Raw genomic sequence first — 4,839 nt, 5'->3', positions numbered from 1 at the left:
TGGGAAGGGTGAGATTGATGAGATAAACGCTGAAAGCATCTAAGTGCGAAACTCACCTCAAGATCGGATTTCCCATTCCGTAAGGAAGTAAGACCCCTGAGAGATGATCAGGTAGATAGGATGGAAGTGGAAGTGCAGTGATGCATGGAGCGGACCATTACTAATCGGTCGAGGACTTAACCAAAGGTTAAGGGACGTGGAGTTCAAGGTAAAGGTAGAAGAAATTATTATCTAGTTTTGAGGGAACAAGGTTCTCTTGAAGAAAATAAGTGCGGTGATGATGGCTTGAAGGATACACCTGTTTCCATTCCGAACACAGAAGTTAAGCTTCAAAACGCCGATAGTAGTTGGAGGAACGCCTCCTGCGAGGGTAGGAAGTTGCCGTGCTTGTTAATATGGAGGATTAGCTCAGTTGGGAGAGCATCTGCCTTACAAGCAGGGGGTCACAGGTTCGAGCCCTGTATCCTCCATTTGAGTCGCTAGCTCAGTTGGTAGAGCATTGGACTTTTAATCCAAGGGTCGAGGGTTCGAGCCCCTCGCGACTCATGGATGTCAATTTTGCGGGTGTGGCGGAATTGGCAGACGCGCTAGATTTAGGTTCTAGTGTCTTCGGACGTGGGGGTTCAAATCCCTTCACCCGCACCATTGCTATGCTGACTTAGCTCAGTTGGTAGAGCATCTGTCTTGTAAACAGAGGGTCGGAGGTTCGAATCCTCTAGTCAGCATTATGCGGAAGTAGTTCAGTGGTAGAACATCACCTTGCCATGGTGGGGGTCGCGGGTTCGAATCCCGTCTTCCGCTTTTAATAATTATGCCGGGGTGGCGGAACTGGCAGACGCACAGGACTTAAAATCCTGCGGTGAGTGATCACCGTACCGGTTCGATTCCGGTCCTCGGCATTGAATATGCACCCATAGCGCAACTGGATAGAGTGTCTGACTACGAATCAGAAGGTTGTAGGTTCGACTCCTACTGGGTGCATTATCGGGAAATAGCTCAGTTTGGTAGAGCACTTGGTTTGGGACCAAGGGGTCGCAGGTTCGAATCCTGTTTTCCCGATAGTAGAAGTCATCGCTGATCGGTGATGACTTTTTTACTATCAAGTTAAAGATAACAATATCGGGAAGTAGCTCAGTTTGGTAGAGCACTACGTTCGGGACGTAGGGGTCGCAGGTTCAAATCCTGTTTTCCCGATAATGTGAAGAGGGTGGACTTTTAAGGTTCATCCTTTTTTTGCTATATTAAGTATTTTTTGCAATTTGTCATTGTCATCAAGTATAATAAAAGTCAATGTTAGTCAAATAATGGAGGCGATTCAATGCAAAATCGAAATATTTCAGATATTATTGAAAGCTACTTAAAAGAAATCCTTGCAGATTCAAAGCAAATTGAGATTAAGCGGTCTGAAATTGCAGAACAATTTGATGTTGTTCCCTCACAGATTAATTATGTGATTAAAACCCGATTTAATATCCAAAATGGATACCTTGTTGAAAGCAAACGGGGTGGGGGTGGGTATATCCGAATCGCTAAAGTTAATTTGATCAATAATGTAAATGTAATTGATGACTTGATCGATTACATTGGCGAGGACATTAATGCCCGTAAAGGCCTTCAAATCATTCAAAGTTTATATGAAGATAAAGTTTTGACTAAGAAAGAAGCAAATTTAATCTTGGCTGCAATCGATAGTAATACGCTTTCGTTTGCAGATAAAAAAGTTGAAGATCAGGTTCGGGCACGGATTTTGATCAGTATATTAAATCGATTAAGGTGTAAAGAATAGGAGGAGCTGATTTAAATGGAAAACTACGACTTTACCGCAGCATCACAACGGGCATTGAAATATATCAGCTCATTGAATATTGGCGATCAAAAACGACAATTGGGGACAGCCGATCTTCTTTGGGGATTAGCAAATTCAACTCCAAGTATTGCAGCCGTTGTGCTGTCTTCAGAAGGGTTATTGCCTAATGAGATCTTAAATGAAATGGAACGCATTGGTAACCGCGAAAATGGTGACAACGGCGAAACTAAAGGCGGTTATACTCCAGGATTAAAGGCAACTTTTAAACTGGCAAAGAGAATTGCAGGACTGTTAAAATCCGATGAAATTGGGACCGAGCATTTATTATTAGCACTTCTTGCAGCGCCGGATTCCCTTGCTGTTCGGATTTTGAAAAACTTGGATATTGACGTTGCAAATGTAAAACGGACAACGTTGCTCCAATTAGGATTTGCCCCGTCAGAATTGAGTCGAATTCGCAAAGAAGCGGAAAATCCACGGAAACAAAAATCATTGATCGAAGAGCTTGGACGGGACCTTACTAAAATGGCCCGGAACGGAGAGATCGATCCCATTTCAGGACGGGAAAAGGAAATTAACCGGGTAATTGAAATTTTAATGCGGCGGTCTAAAAACAATCCGGTCCTATTAGGAGAACCAGGCGTTGGGAAAACAGCGATTGCAGAAGGACTCGCTCAACGAATTGCCGATGGGGAAGTTCCAACTGAATTAGCTGATAAGCGGATCGTTTCCCTTGATATGGGAACCTTAGTTGCAGGAACCAAATATCGGGGAGAATTTGAAGATCGGGTAAAAAAGATTCTTCGCGAGATCAAAGATGCTGGTGACATTATTTTGTTTGTCGATGAAATGCATACAATGGTTGGAGCCGGGGGTGCTGAAGGAGCAATTGACGCTTCAAACATTATGAAACCAGCGCTTGCACGGGGCGAAATTCAATTATTAGGGGCAACGACTCTTGATGAATATCATAAATATATTGAAAAAGATGCCGCGTTAGAACGGCGGTTTGCAACGATTAAAGTTGAAGAACCTTCAAAGGATGAAGCCTTTGAAATTATTTCAAATTTACGGGCCGAATACGAAGAGTTCCATCATGTGTTGATTTCAGACGAAGTTATTCAGGCAGCAATCAACTTAAGCAAACGTTATATTCCAGATCGGTTCTTACCCGATAAAGCAATTGATGTTCTTGACGAGGCTGCTGTTCGGGCTCATCTGCGAGATAATCAAAATAATGAAAGTCAAATTGGCCAGTTGCGGCTTCAGCAAAAGAAGTTAAAACAAAAAATTGATTTTGACTTAACGACCCGTCATATGGATGATTTAGTGTCAGCCCAAAAGGAATATGAACACAACCAAAAGCAACTTAAGCAATATGAAGAACAAGTAAACGATGAAGATCGGCAAAAGGTTAAGGTTACCCCTGAAGATGTTGCAACGATCATTTCTGAATGGACAAACGTTCCGGTCACGCAAATTTCAAAGACCGAAAGTGAACGCTTGTTAAATCTTGAAAAGACATTGCATCAACGGGTAATCGGTCAAAATGAAGCAATCAGTTCAATTGCGAAGTCAATTCGCCGGTCACGCAGTGGATTAGCGGATCCGCATCGTCCAATTGGATCATTTATGTTCTTGGGACCAACGGGGGTCGGAAAGACCGAATTAGCAAAGGCCCTCGCGGCTTCAGTCTTTGGCTCAGAAGACTCAATGATTCGAATCGACATGAGCGAATACATGGAAAAATTTGCATCGAGTCGGTTAGTTGGTGCTCCTCCGGGATATGTTGGTCATGATGAAGGCGGTCAGTTGACCGATAAGGTACGGGAAAATCCTTACTCAGTTGTTTTACTTGATGAAGTTGAAAAAGCCCATCCGGACATCTTTAATTTGCTTTTGCAGGTCTTAGATGATGGCTTTTTGACGGATTCAAAAGGCCGGAAAATCGATTTCCGCAATACGATCATCATTATGACGTCGAACTTAGGAGCAACGGATCTGCGTGATGAAAAAGAAGTCGGGTTCGGAGCAGCTACTCCCGAAAACGAATACCGGGCAATGTCGCAAAAGATTCATCAACGGTTAAAGCGGACGTTCCGCCCAGAATTTTTAAATCGGATCGATGATATTTTAGTCTTCCATTCACTTTCGAAAGATGAGTTGAATCAAATTGTAAAATTGATGGCGCAAAAAGTAATTAAGCGAGTTGCAGCTCAAGGAGTTAACTTAAAGATTACTCCCGCTGCGATCGATACGATTGCGAAGAAAGGCTACAACCCTGAATATGGGGCACGACCATTGCGGCGAGCACTTCAAACTGAAGTTGAAGATCGATTAAGTGAAGCATTGCTTTTAGGCGAACTGGACTCGGCTTCACAAGTAACGATTGGATCGCAAAAGGGAAAGATTACATTAAAGGTAAAAAAATAAAGCGGTAATTTTACCGCTTTATTTTTTTGATCAATTTTTTATGACTTGGAAGAAAGAAATCCAAAATGGGGAGTGCTAAATAAGCATAAATCGTTAATTTTGGATTTAAGAGTGCTAAAGCAATCAAGCTTCCGTTTAAGATGAATAGCAAAATCGTTCGCAATCGCATTTGCCGGTCGGTATGGTCTTCAATAATTGCTGCCCGTTCGGCGGGTAAAGCAGAGAAAATATGAATTGAAAAAACGATATGGCGCAACCAGGTTCGAACGAGTTGGGCAATTAAGTAAACAATTCCGTAATTTGCAACAGCCAAAGCGCTTGGCTTTTCGATGATCCATGAAGTAAGAACAGGCAGCAAGGTTAAGTCTGCCAGATACATCAGGTCAACGATAATCACTCGTTTGGGAGCCTGCTTAATGTTACTTAACAGTAAGGTCAAGTGGTACCAGAAATTTCCAATAACAAACAGACTAAGATAGTGATAGAAAATTTGATCCGACGGGATCTTGTTTTCTATCACTTTTTCTTTGCGTTAAAGTGATAAATGAAGTTGACATGTCGTGAGCTTTTTTGACACTGTATGTTCCATTACACAATGA

The 4,839-nt window shown here is 42.3% G+C and carries 3 protein-coding genes, 9 tRNA genes and 2 rRNA genes; 13 read left to right on the top strand and 1 reads right to left on the bottom strand.

The window, feature by feature from the left end; translation table 11 throughout:
• From A3O17_RS07925 to A3O17_RS04730, 13 genes are all read left to right on the top strand, one after another.
• Window positions 1–184 (top strand): 23S ribosomal RNA (locus A3O17_RS07925); the annotation flags it as partial.
• Between the two features lie 86 nt (window positions 185–270).
• Window positions 271–387 (top strand): 5S ribosomal RNA (gene rrf, locus A3O17_RS04785).
• Between the two features lie 10 nt (window positions 388–397).
• Window positions 398–470 (top strand) — tRNA-Val (locus A3O17_RS04780).
• Window positions 471–473: 3 nt separating this feature from the next.
• Window positions 474–546: transfer RNA gene (locus A3O17_RS04775), tRNA-Lys, on the top strand.
• Window positions 547–560: 14 nt separating this feature from the next.
• Window positions 561–645: transfer RNA gene (locus A3O17_RS04770), tRNA-Leu, on the top strand.
• A gap of 7 nt (window positions 646–652) precedes the next feature.
• Window positions 653–725 (top strand) — tRNA-Thr (locus A3O17_RS04765).
• A 4-nt stretch (window positions 726–729) separates the two neighbouring features.
• A tRNA-Gly gene (locus A3O17_RS04760) sits at window positions 730–801 on the top strand.
• Between the two features lie 12 nt (window positions 802–813).
• Window positions 814–899, top strand: a tRNA-Leu gene (locus tag A3O17_RS04755).
• Between the two features lie 8 nt (window positions 900–907).
• A tRNA-Arg gene (locus A3O17_RS04750) sits at window positions 908–981 on the top strand.
• A 4-nt stretch (window positions 982–985) separates the two neighbouring features.
• Window positions 986–1,059 (top strand) — tRNA-Pro (locus tag A3O17_RS04745).
• 61 nt (window positions 1,060–1,120) lie between these two features.
• A tRNA-Pro gene (locus A3O17_RS04740) sits at window positions 1,121–1,194 on the top strand.
• A gap of 124 nt (window positions 1,195–1,318) precedes the next feature.
• On the top strand, window positions 1,319–1,786 hold the full coding sequence (locus A3O17_RS04735; RefSeq protein ID WP_064213151.1) for a CtsR family transcriptional regulator: 468 nt from the start codon (window positions 1,319–1,321) through the stop codon (window positions 1,784–1,786).
• 15 nt (window positions 1,787–1,801) lie between these two features.
• Window positions 1,802–4,240, top strand: a complete 2,439-nt coding sequence (locus A3O17_RS04730) for an ATP-dependent Clp protease ATP-binding subunit (RefSeq protein ID WP_064213150.1) — start codon at window positions 1,802–1,804, stop codon at window positions 4,238–4,240.
• 10 nt (window positions 4,241–4,250) lie between these two features.
• On the opposite strand, the gene A3O17_RS04725 is transcribed toward A3O17_RS04730, so the two are convergent.
• Entirely contained in the window at window positions 4,251–4,760 is a 510-nt protein-coding gene (locus tag A3O17_RS04725; protein ID WP_155729651.1) for a TMEM175 family protein, read from the bottom strand.
• Window positions 4,761–4,839: the final 79 nt, after the last annotated feature.

This window comes from Ligilactobacillus aviarius (assembly GCF_001654615.1).
In the GTDB taxonomy this organism is placed as follows: domain Bacteria; phylum Bacillota; class Bacilli; order Lactobacillales; family Lactobacillaceae; genus Ligilactobacillus; species Ligilactobacillus aviarius_B.
The sequence above is the reverse complement of the archived record's forward strand: the minus strand, read 5'-3'. Positions and strand labels throughout refer to the sequence as shown.

Coding starts and splice junctions, on each gene's coding strand:
- A3O17_RS04735 (WP_064213151.1), top strand. CDS start 1,319: ATGCAAAATCGAAATATTTCAGATATTATTGAAAGCTACTTAAAAGAA.
- A3O17_RS04730 (WP_064213150.1), top strand. CDS start 1,802: ATGGAAAACTACGACTTTACCGCAGCATCACAACGGGCATTGAAATAT.